Origin of the sequence: Daejeonella sp. JGW-45, assembly GCF_029360805.1 — a bacterium.
Taxonomy (GTDB): domain Bacteria; phylum Bacteroidota; class Bacteroidia; order Sphingobacteriales; family Sphingobacteriaceae; genus Daejeonella.
The window spans coordinates 317,586-337,733 of sequence record NZ_JARKNC010000008.1 but is presented as its reverse complement, the minus strand read 5'-3'; the positions used below and the strand labels follow the sequence as shown (position 1 = coordinate 337,733).

The 20,148-nt window shown below is 46.5% G+C and carries 14 protein-coding genes; 7 read left to right on the top strand and 7 right to left on the bottom strand.

Annotation, left to right across the window (positions count from 1 at the left end):
* Positions 1 to 12: 12 nt before the first annotated feature.
* Together P2W76_RS10990 and P2W76_RS10985 are read right to left on the bottom strand one after the other, a co-directional pair.
* On the bottom strand, positions 13 to 1,158 hold the full coding sequence (locus P2W76_RS10990; RefSeq protein WP_276347881.1) for a prolyl oligopeptidase family serine peptidase: 1,146 nt from the start codon (positions 1,156 to 1,158) through the stop codon (positions 13 to 15).
* Positions 1,159 to 1,176: 18 nt separating this feature from the next.
* Positions 1,177 to 3,912 (bottom strand): PQQ-dependent sugar dehydrogenase, encoded by a 2,736-nt coding sequence (locus P2W76_RS10985; protein WP_276347879.1) that lies wholly within the window; start codon positions 3,910 to 3,912, stop codon positions 1,177 to 1,179.
* A gap of 154 nt (positions 3,913 to 4,066) precedes the next feature.
* Here P2W76_RS10985 and P2W76_RS10980 point away from each other — a divergent pair, with 154 nt between their 5' ends.
* Positions 4,067 to 4,978 (top strand): pirin family protein, encoded by a 912-nt coding sequence (locus P2W76_RS10980; protein ID WP_276347878.1) that lies wholly within the window; start codon positions 4,067 to 4,069, stop codon positions 4,976 to 4,978.
* A gap of 35 nt (positions 4,979 to 5,013) precedes the next feature.
* On the opposite strand, the gene P2W76_RS10975 is transcribed toward P2W76_RS10980, so the two are convergent.
* The 5 genes from P2W76_RS10975 to P2W76_RS10955 all read right to left on the bottom strand — a co-directional run bounded on the left by P2W76_RS10975 (position 5,014) and on the right by P2W76_RS10955 (position 11,067).
* Positions 5,014 to 5,916 (bottom strand): aldo/keto reductase, encoded by a 903-nt coding sequence (locus P2W76_RS10975; protein ID WP_276347877.1) that lies wholly within the window; start codon positions 5,914 to 5,916, stop codon positions 5,014 to 5,016.
* Positions 5,917 to 6,095: 179 nt separating this feature from the next.
* Positions 6,096 to 7,340 (bottom strand): PQQ-dependent sugar dehydrogenase, encoded by a 1,245-nt coding sequence (locus P2W76_RS10970; RefSeq protein WP_276347876.1) that lies wholly within the window; start codon positions 7,338 to 7,340, stop codon positions 6,096 to 6,098.
* 139 nt (positions 7,341 to 7,479) lie between these two features.
* Positions 7,480 to 8,739: a cysteine desulfurase-like protein gene (locus P2W76_RS10965; protein WP_276347875.1), complete on the bottom strand. Its 1,260-nt coding sequence runs from the start codon at positions 8,737 to 8,739 to the stop codon at positions 7,480 to 7,482.
* 10 nt (positions 8,740 to 8,749) lie between these two features.
* A complete protein-coding gene (locus P2W76_RS10960; protein WP_276347874.1) occupies positions 8,750 to 9,952 on the bottom strand; it encodes an alanine racemase in 1,203 nt (400 codons plus the stop codon).
* 74 nt (positions 9,953 to 10,026) lie between these two features.
* Positions 10,027 to 11,067, bottom strand: coding sequence for a LacI family DNA-binding transcriptional regulator (locus tag P2W76_RS10955; RefSeq protein ID WP_276347873.1), 1,041 nt, complete (start codon positions 11,065 to 11,067; stop codon positions 10,027 to 10,029).
* A gap of 237 nt (positions 11,068 to 11,304) precedes the next feature.
* On the opposite strand from P2W76_RS10955, the gene P2W76_RS10950 reads away from it, so the two are divergent.
* The 6 genes from P2W76_RS10950 to P2W76_RS10925 all read left to right on the top strand — a co-directional run bounded on the left by P2W76_RS10950 (position 11,305) and on the right by P2W76_RS10925 (position 19,992).
* Positions 11,305 to 13,500: an acetylxylan esterase gene (locus P2W76_RS10950; protein WP_276347872.1), complete on the top strand. Its 2,196-nt coding sequence runs from the start codon at positions 11,305 to 11,307 to the stop codon at positions 13,498 to 13,500.
* A 42-nt stretch (positions 13,501 to 13,542) separates the two neighbouring features.
* Complete coding sequence (locus P2W76_RS10945; protein ID WP_276347871.1) at positions 13,543 to 15,063, top strand: tagaturonate reductase; 1,521 nt, start codon at positions 13,543 to 13,545, stop codon at positions 15,061 to 15,063.
* Positions 15,063 to 16,715: an altronate dehydratase family protein gene (locus tag P2W76_RS10940; RefSeq protein WP_276347870.1), complete on the top strand. Its 1,653-nt coding sequence runs from the start codon at positions 15,063 to 15,065 to the stop codon at positions 16,713 to 16,715. The genes P2W76_RS10945 and P2W76_RS10940 overlap by 1 nt, the downstream gene beginning before the upstream one ends.
* Before the next feature lie 169 nt (positions 16,716 to 16,884).
* On the top strand, positions 16,885 to 18,285 hold the full coding sequence (gene uxaC, locus P2W76_RS10935) for a glucuronate isomerase (RefSeq protein ID WP_276347869.1): 1,401 nt from the start codon (positions 16,885 to 16,887) through the stop codon (positions 18,283 to 18,285).
* Positions 18,286 to 18,549: 264 nt separating this feature from the next.
* Positions 18,550 to 18,723 (top strand): hypothetical protein, encoded by a 174-nt coding sequence (locus P2W76_RS10930; RefSeq protein ID WP_276347868.1) that lies wholly within the window; start codon positions 18,550 to 18,552, stop codon positions 18,721 to 18,723.
* A gap of 147 nt (positions 18,724 to 18,870) precedes the next feature.
* Positions 18,871 to 19,992: a lactonase family protein gene (locus P2W76_RS10925; protein WP_276347867.1), complete on the top strand. Its 1,122-nt coding sequence runs from the start codon at positions 18,871 to 18,873 to the stop codon at positions 19,990 to 19,992.
* Positions 19,993 to 20,148 lie beyond the last annotated feature (156 nt).

Genomic DNA, 20,148 nt, shown 5'->3' with positions numbered 1-20,148 from the left:
TGCTGATTCAAATTACTTTTTCAGGAAGTATTCCAGGAACGAATAAGCCTGTTCATTTGACTCCGTATTTGGAGAATGCTCGGGCCGGTTGGTCATTGCTACCCTATTTTTAAAGCCGAGCAACTTATTAACCTTTATTGTATGGTTGAGCGGGACCCACCGGTGAACAGGATCTTCAGATCCACCCGAAACGAGGAAGGGCCGTGGGGCCATTAACGCGTGCAGCTCGTGAAGATCGTATCCTTCAGCAAGTAATTTTAAGTACAGTCCTTTTGCCGGATTCGCTTCGGTGATCAATCCTCGTTTGCGCCATGGCTTGGTGTGATATCCCAAATACCACGGCTCCCAGTAATTGACAGATTCGCGGGTGTCAAAAACAATTCCCGGGTCTGACCAAACTGCAGCTGCATACTTATCAAAGAGGCAGGAAGCAAACATAGCCCATTTGCCGCCATACGAATGTCCCATTATACCGATCCGCGTTGAATCGACATCGGGTACTTTCGCGAGTAAGTGCCAGGCATTTGCAGCCGCATAAGCAAGCATAGATAAAGGCTGCACTTCAGCTTTATCAATAGAAGGATAATAAATGGAGTAATCTTTCGATTTAGAAGTCTCGGTGGTTCCGATAGACAGTGTTACAAATCCGCGTTTTGCAAGCTGATATGCAAAATCTCTGTCGGGACGCAGTAACCCAAGCGCCGACTCAGGTTCATAAAATGTTGTCACCACTGCCGGCTTCCGGCCCTTTGCATGAGGGACTAAGAGGTAGGCTGTTGTCTTTTCATTCGGCGTCCACCTAAAACGGATGTGGTGTTGCGTATATCCCTCTTTTTCGACACTTTCCAGCACCTCCATCTTTTGGTCGGTTATCAACGGCGGCCATTTGCCCATTAAAGAATGCCATCGTTCAAGGATCTCCTCCCGCCGCAGCTTCCACCGGGCGGCAGTTTTGACGGTGTCGTTATTGTAAAATTTAAGAGGAGAGCGGAACTTTCCGTAGATACCAGCGAACTCGGCAGGAGGCGCGAAGTACGGCGCTATCCTGAAGTACTTTTCTTTTTTATCGGCTGCCTTTTTCAGTTCCTGAGCGTTCAGATTACCGGTAAACAGCAGCAATGCAGCCAATAGTACTTTGGTTAGATATTTAAGATACATGGTACTAAAAATAGAAATTTATTCGTTTTCAAATTTCATCCAATCAATATGGAATAGCTGGCCTTTGACCTGGTCGTTTCTGTATATAAGGAAGAGCTCATGAAGGCCAGGCTTAATAGCGCCACCGTTCAGGGGCAGGGAAACCTCTATCCATTCGTTAGACTGTGGTACTTGCGCCGCAGGTATTTGCAGCTGGCCGGCCAGGATGCCGGTCTTCGATCCCTGCCTTGCTTCTACGCTTCCGCCGGCCGACTGCGCCCGCACGCGAAGGCGTATTGATTTAACACCTTTCAGATCAATGTCCTTATAACTGGTGAATTTTCCGTTGGTAATATTGGCTATATATGAAACAAATCCAGTATTTCGGGTAGCGATGACCACACCTACATTGCCTTGGTGATAGTCTTCCATCTGTATCCAGGGGTTCCTGAGAACCAAATGATCCCTGGTAGTAAGGGGCTCAATGCCGTTCGCCCCGTTGTCGGTATATGTGGCCTGCAGAATATATGCGCCCTCAGTACCTTTGCCAATATGTTCTTTGAGCGGGATCTCGCCAGACAGGGCAAGCGACGTCTTTTGTTTGCCAAAGGACAAGATATATTCTGCAATATCCTCTGCTTCTTTCTCAGTCAGGTTGGCATGCGGGGGCATCGGGTATGTACCCCAGCTACCGCTGCCGCCGGCGATGATTTTCCGGCCAAGTACGCCGGCCACGTTGCCTTGTCCTTTATAGCGTGCAGAAATATCTTTTAACGACGGGCCGATTGATTTCACATCCGGGCTATGACATGATTTGCAGTCGAGCGAAGCATATAATTTTGCTGTTCCAGCAAAGGAAGGATCGCTCTCCTGCCCACCGGCAAAGGCGTTTGCCAGGTCTTTTCCGAATGGCAGGTAAGTAAAGCTTGCTTTAATATTCGCGTTGCTGACTTTTACGTCTTCCCGGTCGCTGATGCGTATCTTATAGTTAAGCGCAACATTATCCCAATAGAAACTTTTGTTGCCAGTGGTTTCTATATTTACCACTGGCGGTGTATTTCCCACCTTTACCTGCACAGCTGCGTTTCCCTTCGCACCAGTTTGGTCGGTTACGGTTAGCAGGACATTATATGTGCCGGGCTTGGTAAAACTATGCCTGATCTCTTTTCCCGAAAGGCTCGTGTTACCGACCTTCCATTTGTACGACAGGATATCGCCCTGGTCGTAATCGCGCGAACCGGCAGCAGAAAGCAAAACATTTAGCGGAGTCGCGCCTATTGTTTTATCAACTTTTATAGACGCCAGGGGTTTGCGGTTGCCCTCAGAATATTCCACCCTGATAATTCCTGAATCGGTATTCCTGGCAAACCAGTTCGTTCCATATGCCAGAAGATAAATAGCACCGTCGGACGCGATCTGCATGTCGATCGGTGCCACTACACGCAGCTGCGGAAGGAAACGTTCCATCGACACGTAATTGCCATCAGCATCCATCTCAACAGCTATTATCCATTTCCGGATCCAGTCATAGATAAAAAGCTTACCATTATAGTATTCCGGTAATTTATAAGGTGCGGCTGGATATAGATCGCTATAATAGACAGGGCCGGCCATCGCACTCGCGCCTCCCGATCCCAATACCGGCCACTTTTTTGAGGGACCTTTTCCATACCAGATAAAGGCTGGCTGAGCCGGCGGCAGCATTTTTATACCTGTATTATTCGGCGAGTCATTATATGGCCGTAAAGGATCCTTCCCTGGTCCTTCCTGTTTAGTTGCAAAATCATAATCGGGAAAGGCTACATTATTCCCAAGAAAGTAGGGGTAGCCAAAAAAGCCGGGTTTACGCGCCTGGTTGATTTCATCATAACTCAGCTTCCCATCTTCGGTTTTGACCTGAGTATCTGGTCCGACATCACCCCAGTAAACATATTGTGTTTTAGGATCAACCGAAACTCTGAAGGGATTACGTAATCCCATGGCAAATATCTCAGGCCTCCCTGCAGATCCGTCTTTTGGGAAGAGATTGCCATCGGGGATACTGTATGTTCCGTCCGGCTCGGGCCGGATGCGTAGTATTTTTCCGCGGAGGTCATTGCTGTTTGCAGTAGAAGCCTGACCGTCAGATAATTCTCTTCCGGGCCGCTCATCGATAGGATTGTGACCTTCGATCTCTTCGGCATTAGTATTATCACCAATAGAGAGGTAGAGTAGGCCATCAGATCCGAAGGTAACGTGGCCGGCTGAGTGGCAGCAATAGCTTCGCTGGGTTGGGACAGTTAGTAAGACCTTTTTCGATGCAAGCTGCAATTTGCCCCCGGTCAGTTCGTAGCGGGCTAGTTCACTTATGTTTTTCTCCCCTGCAACGGCATAGTAGAAATATATCCAATGATTTTTCTCATAAGCAGGGTCGGCAGCCACTCCAAGAAGGCCGTCTTCTATTCCACTGAATACATTGAACTGGGCAATGGTGGATAATTCCCTGGTGCTGTTATTAAAATAGCGGACAGCGCCCTTTCTTTCAACTACCACCACATCGTAATTGGGCAGGATAGCCATTTGCATGGGCTCGTCGAAGCCCGATATTAAGGTGCTGTGGCTAAAGCGGGTCGAATCAGGACCGTTGTTACGATCTACTCTAATATTCTCTGCCTGTGATGCTTGCCTGGCCTGGGATGTAAACCGTATTAAAGGACTTTCACTTGCAGCTACCACGCCCAGCGATACGGCGATAGCTAAGGCGAGAAAAAAAGATCTATTTTTATAAACTTGCATAATATCAGCTAAAATCAGATCAGGCTATATTTCAATATCTTACGTTGACGATCGACTGACATCAAAGCCTGTTTAGTTTTGTCGGTTAAGTATAATTAAATATCCCATGGGAGGGAAGAATAATTATGATTAAATTACGCTACATCGTTCTGTTATGCTTGATATCGTTATAGAAGCGCGCAAAGCTTCAATCGCACCGGGTATGGATGTAAAGCGTATCCTTCCTTTCAGGCTGCACCGCATGGTGGGGCCATTTATATTTATGGACCATGCGGGCCCTGTTGGTATACAGCCGTCCATGGCCTCTGATATGGATGTACTTCCCCATCCTCACATTGGCCTTTCGACAGTGAGCTACTTGTTCGGCGGACAGGTTACACACCGCGATAGTTTGGGTGTTGAGCAGATCATCCTGCCGGGTGAGGTGAACTGGATGACCGCGGGTAAGGGTATCGCTCATTCAGAACGGTTTGAAGACCCTTCGGTTTTAACCGGCGGACTGGAAATGATACAGACATGGGTAGCTTTGCCTGAAAAAGACGAGGAGGCCGAGCCGGCGTTTGATAACTATAAACCGGATCAGCTTCCTGTTTACACAGATACCGGCGTCTGGATGCGGCTGATCGCAGGTAACGCTTACGGATTGAAGAACAGTGTTAAAACCCATTCGCCCTTATTTTACATGCATATCGTTCTCGACAAGGGCGCGCGCTTCGGGCTTCCGCCTGAACATGAGGAGCGCGGCTTCTATATTGTGAAAGGAAGCGTCGAAATGTCGGGAGTGGTTTATCCTTCGGGTCAGATGCTGGTTTTCACCAAAGGGGTCGATCCGCTGATCATCGCCAGAGAAGACTCAGTAATAATGATGCTTGGCGGCGAACAACTTGGGCCAAGACATATCTGGTGGAACTTTGTGTCGTCCCGGAAGGAGCGTATCGAACAAGCTAAGGCAGACTGGGCCGCCGGAAGGATATTGCTGCCACCAACAGATAACATGGAATTTATACCGCTTCCCGAGGATAAGTTCCGAACAACGGGAAGTCCACCGCCGGAAGCTTTATCCTGAGACCGGTTGCCCTGCCCTCGCACAATATCCTGTTGTCAAGATTTTACACTCTGGAATTCAGTTGATATATTATACAACTCGTACCAGTCCTGGTGATCAAGATCTATAGAAAAGCTATTTGCAATATTCCTGATCCTCTGTTCGTCGGTTGTGCCGATTAACGGTATAGTACCAAGTTTAACCAGCCAGGCTACGGCAAGGGCTTCTATGTCAGCGTTGTACTTAGCGCTGAGTTCTTCCAGTTTCTCCCTGACCTGGGTAGCCTGAATTCCGCTTCCATTAGCAATCTGTCCCTCAGCCAGGGGAGCTGAAGCAAGTGCCTGCATGTACTTTTGCTTTATATAATCAAGTTGCCCGTTATCCAAGGCCTGGGTGTTCAATAAATTGAACTCTATGTGATTAGTAACAATAGGCTTTCTTAAATAGGAGCTTAACAATTGATGCTGAAAGACGGAGAAATTTGCTATTCCAATATTCCGGATCTTTCCGGAGTCGGCGAGTTTCTCAAGTGTCAGTGCAGTTTCTTCCAGGTTGGAGATTGGATCGACTTTATCCAGCAAAAATATATCTATATAATCGGTTCTTAATTTTCTGAGAGATGCTTCAACACTTTTGGTGATGTGCGCTGCAGAAGTATTATAATGTCTGGTCGTGATTTCAGGATCCTGTGGGTTCGGCAACCTTAAGCCGCACTTAGTAAAGATCACTACCTCTTCGCGTTTGAAGTTTTTGCCAGCCAAAAGCTCACCGAATAATTCCTCACACTGGTAGTTTCCGTAGCTATCTGCGTGATCAAATGTATTGATTCCCAGATCAAGGCAAAGGTCGACGATCTTCTCCAAAGTAGCCTTCGCATCTTTGACTTTATGCCACCTGTAGAATCCGTACACTGCGGGGGAAACCTTCAGCCCAGTATCCCCCATATATATTTTTTGCATGTTACAATTATATAAAAAGCTAATGTAAGTTAAGCATTCAAAACGGATAATGTCTTCTGTCTTCACAACCAATCGGCAGTGCAGCTGCCCTTAGTAATAGCCGACTCAACATTATTCAATAAACAGGAGCGGCACTGATCAGTGCCGCTCCTGTTTATTGAAAAGGGTATACGACTTTGTTATTTTTTTCCGATCCAGTACAGTCTTCCCTGGTCAGTTACGGCGTAAAGAGCGCCGTCGTTACCTTCGATTACCGCCCGGAACCGTTGGTTCTCACCCGAAAGCAATCTTTCCTCGCCGGTAACCTTATTGTTTTCAATGACAAGCCTGGCAATGTGCATGCCACTCAAGCCTCCTATAAACAGATTGTTCTTCCATTCTGAAATACCCTTTCCACTATAAAAAGTCATGCCGCTTGGAGAAATAACAGGATCCCAGTAATACACAGGTTGTTCCATACCTTCTTTTTGCTGAATGCCATCACCTATAGTTTTACCGCTATATTCTATACCGTAGGTTATTGTTGGCCAGCCGTAATTCTTACCCGCTTGCACCAGGTTAATTTCATCACCTCCCCGCGGTCCAAACTCGGCTTCCCAGATGTCGCCCGTAACCGGGTGAATAGAAAGACTCTGAACATTCCTATGGCCATAGGAGTATATTTCAGGCCGTCCCTGGCCATTTGTCAGGAACGGATTGCCGGCGGCTGGCTTTCCGTCTGTGGTAATGCGGATTATTTTTCCCAAGCCTGAGTTTGTATCCTGCGACTGCGGTCTTGTTACCATATCCGAACGTTCACCGGTGCTCAGTAACAAATTCCCTTGCCTGTCGAAAATTACGCGGCCGCCATAGTGTAAACTTCCGTTATAAGCAGGGGTGGCTCTGTAGATCACAGTAGCATTCTCAATGCTTTTCTCGTCAGCCGACAGCTTGCCCTTTGCCAGGCTGGTATGGTTCCCACCTGATACAGGCTCTGAGAACGCCCAATAAACCATGCGGTTCTGCTCAAAGGCCGGGTCAATAGTAATGCCGAGCAAGCCGCCCTGACCTTTAGGATCAACAGCAGGAACACCGCTGAGCGCTGCGCCGACGACTCCCGATTGGTTCACGATTTTCATTGTGCCGCCTTTTTCTGTTATAAGGAACTTACCGTCAGGGAGTTGTACAATTCCCCAGGGACTTTTAAGATCTGACGTAAGGACTTTGCTTTCAAAGGCGGTGCCGGTTTTTACCGCCCCGATCCGGGTTTGCCCGGCGAAGGCGGGTTTGTAACTCGTATTAGCCGCTTTTGTTTCTACCGATACAGCAGAAGTATCCTCCGCAGCGCTTCCACTGGAATCTGCACCATTGCTGCGCGAAGCAGTAGTACTGCAGGCCACGAACAAAGTACTGGCTGCAGCTAAGGTTAGAAATGTTTTGACCATGATCTTGTATTTAGTTTTTTAGGTTAATAAGTTTAATCTATTGGTAAAAATCAAACTTTTTTGGTGTAAAGGCAAGGCTATTTTGCTGGTTTAACAATTCGGGAGCAATATAGTTGCAGATAAAAGTAAATTTTTTCGTTTACAACGCCCCGGCAATTGATCGTATTTCCTGCAAGGTTCTTTCTATTTCCTCTTTTGTATTATACGGTGCAAGCCCTATTCTTACCATTCCGCCATTATCGCTTAATCCGAGCGCCTTCATTAACCCTACGGCGTAGAAGCCGCCGGCCCACACGAAGATTCCCTTTTCAGCTAAACGTTTCGCAACATCCAGGGGATGGATACCTTCCAGCCTGAATGATATCGTCGACGTGCAGAGCTGTTGTTTGGGCGGACAATAGAGTTTTAAACCTTTGATCTTTCTTAACTCATCCTTGAAATAATTAGCCAACGGTATCTCATAGTCTTCAAGTGCCATCATGCCGCAGATAATATTATTTCTCCTTTGGCTGTTCTTAGAATGGCTTTCATTCAAATATTGAGGATGTTTGCTTCCTATCTCCGCGATAAACGCAATTGCCTCTGCTGCACCTGCAATTGCCTCATGACTTAAGGTGCCTGTTTCGAACTTATCAGGTGCATGATCCTTCTGCGCGCTTACCTTCAAAGTTTTAAGCTGATCCATTCTTTGAGTTTTGCTGTACAGAACCCCGATGTGCGGACCGAAGAACTTATAAGCAGAACAGAAAACGAAATCAACATCGAGACCCCTCACATCCAGTACCCCATGCAAAGCATAATGAACAGCATCAACAACTGTTATTGCGTCTACTGTTTTAGCAAGTTTGATGATCTTCCTGGCATCGCTGATCGTGCCAACCGCGTTTGAGCCGTAATTGAATGCAACGACTTTGGTTTTGGAAGGAAGCTTATTTGCCAGGTCGTCCATATCCAATGTCAACGTCTCTGTATCAACCTTCACGCTTTTGATCACTATTCCCCGTTCAGCGAGTATCTCCCAGGGGCTCCGGTTGGCATCATGGTCTATGTCGGTAATTAAGATCTCATCACCTGGCTTAAGGTCTCTGGCGATCGCTTGTGAAAGTCTGAAGTTTATCGCCGTCGAATTTTCTCCGAAAGACACCTCCTTCCAATCGCAGCCGAAGAAATCAGCGAAAGCTTTACGTGCATTAAAGATCAGCTCATCAGTCTCTACTGTAGTTGCGAAAACACCGCCGCTGTTTGCATTATGGTGGATCATGTAATCAACCATCTTGTCGATAACCCGCTGAGGTGTTTGAGTTCCGCCTGGACTGTCAAAGAATATCGCTGGAAAACCGTTTACTTCCCGGTTTAATGCAGGGAATTGTGATCTTATTCCGTTAATGTCGAAGTTCATGGAGCTGATGTTAGAAACCCGTGTTATGAAATCTGGTATTGAAATCTTCAAGTGTATAATCTGCGATGCGTGAATTTATCCCGCCAAGCGCACCCAGGATATCATAACAGCCGCTGATATCGGCAAGTATTTTAATATCCACGTTCGGACCGATCACTTCGGCATAATGATATTGTTCCAGTATTTTTTCCGGTACATCCGTTACGTCTACTGTTGTAGCGCCCGATGAGATCTTCCCGATAACAGGGATCTTATATCCGGCGATAAACATGTAAACTCCCTTAGGATTGGTGTCAATTTCGCTTAACAGCCGTAGATATCCGTGTTTGTATCCAATATGTACCAGCGCCAGGCGGGTGTCCTTTTTTGTACTATACGCCCCTCCGTAGCCAATGGTTTGCCCTTTTTTAACAGTCTTTACCTGGGATATTTTTGCATAGACTTCCATCGTATGCCTGGCGTCGGGAGAAATGGGGCTTGCGGCATTCGGAGCTCCGCCTACCAGCCCTATTCCCGGCCGGATCATGTCAAAATTAAAGACTTTATTATCCAGGAGGATAACACTGTCTGTACAGGCAAATGAAACCGGCACGTCAGGTAATTTAGCACGGTAACCGTCGAGTACTTCCAGTTGACGGTAGCAATTGGACGGATCTGAGCCTTTAATGTCGTAAAAATGACTGATGAAGAATTCTATGTTAATATCAGAAGTGAGCTCTTTATAATTCTCGCTCAGGATCTGAACCTCGTCATCCAACAAGCCCAGCCGGTTCATGTGCGTGTCAAGATGAATGATAGCCGAACCTCTTCCGTGATCTTTGCAGTAGGCATTCCAGCGCTTTATCTGCTCAAGCGAATTCAGGCATGGCTTAAGCCGATACTCTTTAAAATATCGCTCTTCATCGTGGAGCAGCCCGCCCAAAGCATAAATATGGATATCATCATAAGGAAGGATACCCCGAAGTTCAACTCCCTCACCCAGTTCCTCTATGAAAAAATAACGGGCGCCTTCTTCATACAGGGCAGGTGCTACGTCTTTGATCTGCAAGCCATATACATCACCTTTAAGTACGGCGGCACAAATAGTATTTGTCTGATCGGCTTTGGCTTTAAATAGCCTGAAGTTATGGACTATGGCATCAATATCCCGGATACGGACAATCGCTTTTATGCCAAAGGCCTCGTCGGGAATGAGCCTGAAATTTTGCATCATAATCCTTATTTAACACATAAATAATGCGATCAAGATAGAAAGAAATTTATGAAAATAAGAGCCTTTAGACGGTATCAGACAGACTTTGAACCTGTCGCCAGCGGTCCGTCGTTAAGGAACAGCTCGGTGTCCAGTACTTTTGTTTCAAATTCTGTGACAGGATATTTGGCTTCGATCAGACCGATAAGTAACTCTGTCGCAATTCTTCCCATTTCGAAAGCCGGTTGTCTTACATAAGAAAGTGTTGGTTTAAGAAGCTCAACTACGTCAGAATTTGAAAAACCGGCTACAGGCATGTCCTCAGGGTTTAAATGAAATTTTTTGAGAGCTCTAAGGCACCCTATGCTCAGCCGGTCACTGGAGACAAAAATTGCATCAGCACTATCTGGCAGGCTGAGCAGTTTTTTTACGGCATCTTCTACTTCACCGTAAATGCGGCCGCCATGCGGGCAATACTGAACATATTCAGGGTTAAAGGCTATGGAATGTTTATTCAGGGCCGCTGTATAACCGTCCATTCGTTCTGTGGTTATAGACAGGTGTGGAGCGCTGGCTAAATGCGCAATACGGGAGTGGCCGCGTTTTATAAGTAATTCAGTAGCTTCAAAAGCGCTCGAAAAATTATTGACTATTACTTTATGCGTTTGTATCTGATCTATTACCCGGTCAAAGAAGACGATCGGCAAGCCGTTTTCGTGCAAGCTGGAAAGATGTGAGAAATCAGTAGTCTCTGCAGCCATGGAAATCAGCAGCCCGTCTACGGAGCTGTTGGCCAGGTGCTTTGTGTTGATAACCTCGCGTTCATACAGGTCGTGGCTCTGCGATATAATAACCCGGTACCCTTTGTTATAGGCAATGGATTCAATGCCGTTAATTGCCTGGGAAAAGAAACTGTTTGCTACCTCGCACACCACAACTCCGATCGAATAGCTTCTTCTGCCTTTTAAGCTTAACGCAATGGGATTGCTCCGGTAGTCGATCTTGTCAGCATATTCCTTAACGATCCTTTTCGTTTCCGGACTTATCTCATAGCCATCCCGGAGAGCCCGCGAAACCGTGGATGGCGACAGGCCAAGCGCTTTAGCAATATCTTTTATGGTTACGGGTTTAAACATTTTTAAATTAGTATTTGAGCCACCAGCGCATAAATATACAAAATCGAATTGCTTCGCCCCTGGCATTGACCGGGGCCGTATCGTAACCTGACCCGGCGCGGAATCCCGGCATCGATTGCATAAATTTATTGTCTGATTTTTGTTTCCTGGGGTTTATCTGCCTAGACTTGCTAAATACGGATTTTCGTCTGAGCCATATCAGATATTCAGGTAAATGACCATCCCAGTTCGCTTATTATGAAATCAAAATTACTGAACTTATTTTGCTTCCGGCTCTCCAGCCAGGTGGTAACCGCAATCGTTCTCACCTCATTATTTTGCTTTTTGGATGCAGCCAAAGCCCAAAATAAGGAATTGGACATCATAAAAGGGCTGATGAGCTTTAGTGATGCTCCCAACACACTGTATCATCACCTTTCGAAGACAGCCTATAAGCAGCTCGATAAGCGGGCGCAGAATGTAGCAGCTATCAAGTCGTTGAACGAATGGAAAAGCCGACAGAATATGGTCCGCCAGACGCTGGCTGATGTGATCGGCAAGTTCCCGGAAAAAACACCCTTGAATCCCGTTATAACCGGGGTAAGGAAGAAAGATGGTTATACGATCGAGAACATTATTTTTGAATCGCAGCCCGGATTTTATGTTACTTCATCCCTTTTTATTCCCGCAAACGCCACCAATGCTCCGGCGGTGATCTACTGCAGCGGGCACTCCGAAACTGGCTACCGGTCTTACCAGAATATTCTGGTTAACCTGGTGAAAAAGGGCTTTGTAGTTTTCGCATTCGACCCTTTGGGACAAGGCGAGCGCCTTCAGTACTATAACCCTGAAAAGAAAAAATCTGACTTAGGTTCACCAACCGGCGAGCATTCATACGTCGGTGCCCAGGCCTTTATTACAGGAAATACACTTGCAAGTACCATGATATGGGATGGTATCCGGGCGCTGGACTACCTTGTTACCCGGCCGGAAGTAGATACCGCACGAATTGGCATCACCGGCCGTTCGGGTGGTGGCACTCAGAGCTCTTACATCGCGGCCATGGAACCCCGGTTCAAGGCGGTTGCTCCCGAAAATTATATCACAAATATGACCCGGATCTTTCAGACTATCGGGCCTCAGGATGCTGAACAAAATTTCCCCGGAAGCATATTGAAAGGTCTTGATATGGCCGACCTGCTGGCAGTACGGGCTCCAAAGCCGGCTTTGCTGATAGCAACGACGATGGATATGTTTCCGATTAAGGGCGTCGAGGAAAGTGCCAGGGAAATTTCGCAGATATACCAGGCTTACGGCAACCCCGGATCTTTTAAAATGGTAAGCGACGACGGGCCGCATGCTTCTACAAAAAAGAACCGGGAGGCGATGTACGCATTTTTCCAGGAGACGCTGAACAACCCTGGCGACTCTACTGATATTAGGATCCCCATGCTGGATGCAGACGATCTGCTGGTAACTAGGGACGGTCAGATCTCCACCTCTCTTAAAAGTGCAACGGTATTTGATCTGAATGCGAGGAATGCAAACATGCGTATGAAAAGCTTGGAAGCACTCAGGAAAACAAATTCACACCGGTCTCAGATACTGCCACGCGCAAAAAGCCTTTCTGCTTATGAAGAACCTGCTCCCGCCGCCGCACCGCTCTTCGTTGGCCGTAGTCCGCGAAAGGGCTATGGTGTTGAGAAATACATTTTAGCCGATCAGCAGGATTATCCAATCCCTTACCTGTTGTTTAAGCCTGATAAGCCATCCGGCAAGGGCGTACTTTACCTGAATCCCCAAGGAAATCAAGCTGACGCGGCAGTTGGCGGGCCTATTGAGTTTCTGGTCAATAATGGTGTCACCGTTCTTGTTCCTGATCTCATAGGCTATGGAGAAATGGGCCCCGGTATATTCAGGGGCGATTCGAACATCAACAACGTTCCTTATAATTCATGGTTCGCCGCATTATTGGTTGGGAAGAGCATAGTGGGAATACATGCCTCTGATGCCGTTAAACTGACCCGGCTACTGATGAAGCAGGATGGTATTACAGAGGTTTCCGGCTTAGCGAAACAAGAGTTTACGCCTGTTCTCCTGCATGCTGCGGCTTTCGAGCCGGCGATCAGCCGGATAGCGCTGATCGAACCATATTCTTCTTACCGGTCGGTGGTGAAGAACTTTCGGTATAATCCGAGGTTTTTATTTAGCGCCGTGCCAGGGTCAATCGGTCAATACGATCTTCCTGACCTGGCAGCGAGCCTCGCGCCCAGGAAGCTGCTGATCGCCGGCAGTACTGATGGTAACGCCAGCAATTCAAACACCGCCGAGATAGAGAAGGATTTGACAGTAGTCCGGAACGCATACAGGAGTAATGCAGCAAGTCTGCAAGTTATACCTGCGGAGCCGGCGAATTTGCAATCAAGCCTTTTAAGCTGGTTGAATGGGAAGTAAAAACTTCCAACGAATCTTACGACTCAAACACATTGTATAGATATGATACTGAACAAGGAAAATTTAATTAGTATTAGAGGCAACGAAGAGCTCAGGCGCTTTCATGCAAAAGCCTCTGACCTCCCCGAAAAAGTACTTCAATTTGGTACGGGAGTGTTGCTGCGCGGGCTTCCCGATTATTTTATTGATAAGGCAAATAAGTCGGGCATATTTAATGGCCGGGCAGTAGTTGTAAAATCAACGAGTAAAGGCAATACCGACGATTTTGACCGGCAGGACTCGATGTACACCGTAGCTGTAAGGGGTATTGAAAGCGGCCAAAAAACCGAAGAAAACATCATCTGCTCATCAATAAGCAGGGTGATAAATGCGCACACGGAATGGAACGATATACTTGCTATAGCCCGATCCCGCGACCTGGAAATCATTATCTCAAATACTACGGAGGCAGGTATTCAGCTTACAGATGATGATATAAGCGCCAATCCGCCCGGGTCGTTTCCCGGTAAATTGCTGGCAGTATTACATGAAAGGTATAAGGCATTTAACGGTGATAAGGATAGGGGACTGGTAATAGTTCCTACCGAGCTTATTTCTGATAACGGCAGGGTGCTTAGGGAGATAGTTTTTACATTGGCGAAGCAAAATAACCTGGAAGAGGGTTTCTTTCATTGGCTGGAACATAGTAATACGTTTTGTAATTCACTGGTCGACAGAATTGTTCCCGGAAAGCCGGATGCTGAAGCTTTAGAGGTACTTGAGGAGCAGCTCGGTTATAAGGATGATCTGCTGATTATTGCCGAAGTGTACAGATTGTGGGCGATAGAGGGAGACGAAAGGGTTAAAGATATCCTGTCATTCTGGCGAGCCGACCCGGGAGTAGTCATAACGCCCGACATTGCGACGTTCAAAGAGCTAAAGCTCCGCTTGTTAAACGGATCGCACTCTTTAACCTGCGGCCTTGCGGTACTGGCCGGCTTCGATACGGTGCATTCGGCAATGATTGATGATCAGTTTTCTGCATTCATCACCGAATTGCTTCACCGTGATCTCGCCCGCGCAATTCCCCATCCGGTGGAGCCCGAAGATGCGTTGCAATTTTCGAACAAGGTCCTTGACCGCTTCCGCAATCCTTTTATCAGGCATCAGTGGATAGGTATATGCGTTAACTATACGCTGAAACTTAAGATGCGTGTGGTTCCGGTACTTTTACGTTATTATGAAACCTTTAACACGGTTCCGCAGCATATTGCTTTTGGCTTTGCTGCGTATTTATTATTTATGCGGTCAGAACAGCGTGAAAAAAGTTTTCAGGGGATAGCGCAGGGGAAAAACTATAAGATAGATGATGAACATGCCTCTTATTACTCCGATCTTTGGTCTAACGCCGGGTCGGTTGAGGAAGTTGTCAGTTCTGCACTTTCAAACGAACAATTATGGAGTGCGGATCTTTCCGCCCTGCCCGGATTTGCCGACGCGGTAAAAGAACATGTTCGCACTATCAGCGACACAGGTGTGATGGAAAATATGAAAAAAATGAATTCTAAAAATCAGAAAGCTTGATGAAACAGAATAACTTGAAGGTCCATCCGGATGATAATATAATTGTGGCTTTGACTGACCTCAAAAGAAACGATTCTGTCACCAGCAACGGTGAAACAATAGTCCTTCAGGACGATGTTAAAGCAAAACATAAATTTACTGCGCTTGCCTTGCCTGCCGGCAGTGAAGTCATTATGTATGGCGTCCTCGTGGGCATTGTGCAAACTGACCTTCCGAAAGGAAGCCTTATCACCACGGAGAATGTTAAGCATGCGGCAAATGACTTCGAGGTGCGCGACCGCAAACTTAGCTGGAACAAACCGGATACCAGCAGGTTCGAGGGTCGCTCCTTTATGGGATTTCATCGTTCAGATGGGAGTGTGGGAACTGCGAATTATTGGTTGGTTATCCCGATGGTCTTCTGCGAGAACAGAAATCTTGAGGTTTTGCAGGAATCCCTCGTTGCTCCACTGGGGTATGGACGTAAGAAGAAATATTATAACCATGCCGTAAAACTTATTAATATGATCAGGGAGGGCGGCAATGAAGATGCACTTCTCAATGCCCCCGTCTTCCTGGAAACAGGCGAGGAAAAGCAGGACAGGGTATTCCCCAATATCGACGGTGTCAAGTTCCTGGTTCATGACGGCGGCTGCGGCGGAATCCGCCAGGATTCCGAAACCTTGTGCGGCTTACTTGCAGGATACATCACTCATCCCAATGTTGCAGGGGCAACGGTACTAAGCCTCGGCTGTCAGAATGCACAGGTATCGGCTTTACAGGCGGAGATCAAAAAGCGGAGCCCGTCTTTCGATAAACCACTTTATATTCTGGATCAGCAAACTGTTGGAACTGAAGCTGATCTCCTATCAATGGCGATCAAGCAAACCCTGGCAGGTTTAATCCAGGCTAACCGTTCAGAACGCCGTCCTGCGCCGTTGAGTAAGCTTTGTATCGGACTTGAATGCGGCGGCTCAGATGGCTTTTCGGGCATTTCGGCGAATCCGGCCATAGGTTATACGTCCGACCTGCTGGTAGCCATGGGAGGATCTGTTATATTGTCAGAATTTCCGGAGTTATGCGGGGTGGAACAAAACCTCAGCGACCGTTGTGTCGACACGGAACAGGCTGCACGCTTTTCGACCCTTATGCGGAGCTACAGCAAGCTCGCAGACGATGCCGGATCAGGTTTCTATATGAATCCCTCACCTGGAAATATTAAGGATGGTCTTATTACGGATGCTATTAAATCGGCAGGTGCTGCGAAGAAGGGCGGTACTTCTCCTGTAGTGGAAGTGCTGGATTATCCCGAGAAAGTATCCAGGCCGGGCTTGAGCTTACTGTGTACCCCGGGCAATGACGTCGAATCTACCACTGCGGAAGTAGGGTCTGGCGCAAACCTGGTGTTATTCACAACCGGCCTGGGAACGCCAACCGGCAACCCGATAGCTCCGGTAGTCAAGATCGCAACTAATACTGCCTTGTTCAATAAAATGCGTGATATAATCGACATTAATACCGGGTCAATTATTGAAGGTGAGGAAACAATAGCCGAAGCAGGGGAACGTATTTTGGATTATGTGATCAGTGTGGCAAGCGGCGAAACGGAAATAGCTGCGGTGAAGCATGGACAGGATGATTTTATTCCCTGGAAGAGAGGGATATCGTTGTAGTGAGATGGCGTTGAGAGATGAGCAATGAGCAATGAGCAATGAGAGATGAGCAATGAGCTGTGAGTTGTGAGCTTTGAGCTTCCACCCATGTAAATAGAGAACCTTAATATTAATATAACAAAGCCCACAGCCCACAGCCCACAGCCCAAAACCCATAAATAACTAAGAAATGAAAGCATTTTTAAACGAGGATTTCCTTTTGCAATCGAATGTTGCAAAGCAGCTTTACCACGATTTTGCGAAGGATATGCCTATAATAGACTATCATAACCACCTGCCTCCTGAGCAGATAGCTTCCGATCTGGTATTTGAAAATATAACCCAGGTATGGCTTTACGGTGATCATTATAAATGGCGTGCAATGCGTGCCAATGGTGTGAATGAGAAATATTGCACAGGAGCAGCTTCCGACTGGGAAAAGTTCGAACAATGGGCGGCAACGGTTCCGTACACCCTGCGCAATCCCCTGTATCACTGGACGCATCTTGAACTGCAGCGTTACTTTGATATCAAGGACATTCTTTCTCCGGCCACAGCCAAAAAGATATGGAATGAATGTAACGAAAAGCTTCAATCGCCGGAATATTCTGTCCGTAATTTATTAAGCCGGATGAATGTAAAGACTGTTTGTACCACGGACGATCCGCTGGACAGCCTGGAACATCACCAGAGGATCTCTAATGATGGATTCTCGATAAAGGTCTTACCCGCGTTCAGGCCGGATAAGGCTATGAGCGCTGATAATCCTGAAGCATTGAACGAATATATCGGCCGGCTCGAACAGTTATGGGGTCAAGCCATAATGGATATCAGTACATATCTTTCGGCTCTGCGTAAGCGTCATGACTACTTTGCTGCCAATGGCTGTTCCGTATCAGATCATGGACTGGAACAGATCTATGCCGAAGATTATAGCGATGAGGAAATTGCAGCCATCTTCCTGAAAATACGGGCAGGACAGGTATTGTCCGGACTAGAGGTGAGGAAATTCAAATCAGCCATGCTCTTCCATTTCGCAATCTGGGATCATGAAAAAGGCTGGGTGCAGCAGTACCACCTCGGGGCCCTGCGTAATAATAACTCCAGGATGCTGCGGGTACTAGGCCCGGACACGGGGTGGGACTCCATCGGCGACTTCACACAGGCACAGGCACTGTCTAAGTTCCTAAGCAAGCTGGATAATGACAACAGGCTTACAAAAACGATTATCTATAATCTGAACCCGGCCGATAATGAGCTTATTGCGGCAATGGTCGGCAATTTTAACGATGGTTCGGTAGCCGGTAAAGTACAATTTGGATCAGGTTGGTGGTTCCTGGACCAAAAAGACGGCATGACCAGGCAGTTGAACGCTCTTTCAAACATGGGTTTGTTAAGCCGCTTTATAGGTATGCTCACCGATTCCAGAAGTTTTATGTCGTTCCCGAGACATGAATACTTCCGCAGAATATTATGTAACCTTATCGGAGAGGATGTAGAAAATGGCGAACTACCTTACGATATTGAGTGGTTAGGGAAGACTGTTCAGGATATATCATATCATAACGCCCGGTCTTATTTCAATTTTTAATTTGCCTGCGATCTCATAGCCGCTATAATATTGTAATTTTGTTACATCCCGGCTTTCAGAAATGCCATACCGGACGAAACAGGATTGGGTTTAAATAATCTGCGCTTTTCCCGGGTGGCGTGGTCAGGCAGGAAGCACAGTAATTTGGTAAATATTTGGATATATGCCGCGGGTTGATTAACTTTAAGTTAATACCGATGCCGTTTATCCGATCATCTGATCCCATCAAAAAAATCAGTACAATCTTTCCGAAAGCGTTCGAGAATGTTAGGTAATCTCGTGCAGACTCATTCGTGTCAGTTCCGGGATGGTTCCGGGACAGTTCCGGGAAGGCTTCGGGAAATTGCCGAAGCTGTCCCGGATGTATACCGGATCATTATCCCTTCTGTTACGGATCTGATAATAACAAAATACGAATCCTTCCCGAAGAGGATGTAAAGAATATAAGGTGAAAATTGGGTGAGATCTGTTAACGGGGATTTCGTTAAACGAAAATACAAAAGTTTTTTAATACCTGCAAAACAAATCTCCTGGTTCCTACTGATCTTTAATTTTTATATCTTGGTGGCTTAAAAAAAATGTGCGATGAATACTAGAAAACTCCTTAGCCTCTTTACTTTCCTGGCAATTTCAACTTCTTTATTTGCCCAGGGTACTAAATATCACTTACTGATAGGAACCTACACTGCTCCGGGAAAAAGTGAAGGTATTTATGTGTACGAATTCGATACCAAGGACGCTTCAACAACTTATAAATCAAAGGTTGCAGTAGGCAGTCCGTCTTATTTCGCCGTAACTAATGATCGTAAATTTGTTTATGCCGTAAGCGAGGACCGTAACAGGAACATCAATGCGATGTCGTTTAATTCAAAAACAGGTGAGCTTAAACTGTTGAACAGTGTGCCCTCTGGCAGTGGTGGCCCTACTTACATTTCCGTAGACGCTAACGGCAAGTATGTATTTGTAGGTAATTATGGTGGTGGAACGATTACAGCCCTGCCAATCAACCCGGACGGAACGCTGGGATCTGATATTCAGGATATCAAACACGAGGGAAAAAGCATCGCTAAAACTAAGCCTTATGTGCACTCAGCCGTGGTTTCACCGGATAATAAATTTGTGATCACTGCTGATCTTGGTACTGATAAAATGAATGTTTATGCATTTGATGCTAAGAAACGCCCTAATCCCTTAACACCAACGGCCCAGGGATTCGTATCTCTTGCTCCCGGCTCAGGCCCGCGGCACTCAACTTTCCATCCGAACAAGAAATTCTATTACGCAGTAACCGAACTTGATGGTACGGTAAATGCCTTTACTTATAAAAATGGCCGGATCGATTTGATCCAGACCATTAAGATGGCTGATGACAGTTATACAGGCAAGCCAGACGGAGCCGATATTCATGTTTCTGCTGACGGAAAATTCCTTTACGCGACAACGCGCAACGTTCTGAATGAAATTGCTATTTACTCCATTGACCAGAAGACCGGAAAGCTAACGGTAGTTGGCAGGCAGCCGATCGGAGGAAAGAGCTCCCGGACATTTGATATCGATCCTTCAGGTAACTGGATGCTTGTAACCAGCCAGGGCACAAATGAAATATTGTTCTTTAAACGCGACCAGCAAACGGGTTTGTTAACCCCTACTGGTCAGAAGATCCAGCATGACAGGCCTTCACTTGTGAAATTCGTTAAGATCGACTAAGAAAAAATAAGGTGATTTATAATGAAAGAGGGACCGCATTGGTTCCTCTTTTTTTGTGGGATTGGTTAAGGTTGTTTTAGATAAAAGCGCCTAAGCGCTGCAGAACAACCTGTTTAATTAACATTGAGCGGCCTGAGGAAAAACCTTACTTCTGAG